This is a genomic window from Deltaproteobacteria bacterium (assembly GCA_009929795.1).
GTDB lineage: Bacteria > Desulfobacterota > Desulfovibrionia > Desulfovibrionales > Desulfomicrobiaceae > RZZR01.
This window is the reverse complement of record RZZR01000354.1, coordinates 1-1430: the sequence shown is the minus strand read 5'-3', so window position 1 is coordinate 1430 and position 1430 is coordinate 1. Positions and strand designations below refer to the sequence as shown.

At 66.2% G+C, this 1430-nt stretch carries 1 protein-coding gene; it reads left to right on the top strand.

What is annotated here, in order from left to right; translation table 11 throughout:
* Positions 1-164 precede the first annotated feature (164 nt).
* Positions 165-1430: 3-phosphoshikimate 1-carboxyvinyltransferase (aroA, locus tag EOM25_14950; GenBank protein ID NCC26476.1), on the top strand; the 1266-nt coding region annotated here is incomplete at its 3' end.

Genomic DNA, 1430 nt, shown 5'->3' with positions numbered 1-1430 from the left:
CCCCCTGCGCTCGGAAAAATGGAAGTATGTCTTTTTCATGGACGTCGAGTGCGACCTGGGCCGAAATTCCTACACAGATCTGCTAAAAAGGCTGGCCGCAAAATGCCACACCCTGCGAGTTCTGGGCAGCTACCCCTCCGGCCCCAGCCTGAAGGAGGCCTGAGATGAGATCCCTCATCATCATCCAGGCCCCGGCCTCCAAGTCCGTGTCCCATCGGGCCATGATCTGCGCCGGCCTCGTCCCGGAAGGGACCTCCGTCATCCGCAAGGCCCTTGCCAGCGACGACCTCGAGCGGACCGCCGCCTGCCTGACGGCCCTGGGCGCGAATTGCTCGGCCCGGGACGACGGTGTCATGGACCTCAGAGGCATCGCCGCTCTTCCTGAAAAAAAGGCCGTTCTTCATGTGGGCGAGTCCGGCACCACCTGTCGGCTCATGACCGCCGTGGCCTCGGCCTTTTCCGGCCAATGCCTCGTCACCGGGGACGGCCGCATGCATGACCGGCCCATCGACGATCTAATCCGGCCGCTGGAGGCCATGGGTGTCCGGATCGAATACCTCGCCAAACCCGGCTGCCCGCCCCTGGCCATCACCTCCCAAGGCCTGTCCGGAGGAGGGATCGAGGTCAGCCTGGAACAGAGCAGTCAATACCTCTCCGGACTCCTCCTGGCCGCTCCCCTGGCCGCCAAGCCCGTCCGGATCTCGGTCGTCGGCCGCAAGGCCGTGTCCTGGCCCTACGTGGCCCTGACCGTCCAGACCATGGCCGATTTCGGCATTCCGGTCCTGGTCGAGGAGCTCCTCGGCGGGCAATGGACACCCTCCGATCCGGCCGCCGTCCGCGAGGTCACCCCTGGCAGGATCCGCTTTTCCGTCCAGCCCGGAGCATACCGGGCTCGGGACTACACCGTGGAAGGCGACTGGAGCAACGCCTCCTACTTTCTGGCCGCCGGTGCCGTCGGATCGGGACCGGTCCTGGTCCAGGGTCTTCGGCCCGACTCTCTCCAAGGGGACAGGGCCATGACCGACATCGTCAAAGCCCTGGGCGGCCGGGTCGAGTTCGGCACAGACGGGGTCCTGTCCTTCCCGGCGCGTCTGATCGGGACCCATCTGGACATGGGACACTGCCCGGATCTGGTCCCCACCGTGGCCGCCCTGGCCTGCTTTGCCCAGGGCCGGACCACCATCGTCAACGTCGCCCACCTCCGGCTCAAGGAGAGCGACCGCCTGGCCGCCGTGGCCACAGAACTGTCCAAAACCGGAGCCCGGGTCGAAGTTCAAGACGACGGTCTGGTCATCGACCCGGGGTTTGTCCCGAATCCCGGGCCTCTGGCCCTGTCCACCCACGACGACCACCGCATGGCCATGAGCCTTTCCCTGCTGGAATTCGGCGGATTCAGACCCGAGCTGGACAATCCCGGCTGCGTGGCCAAA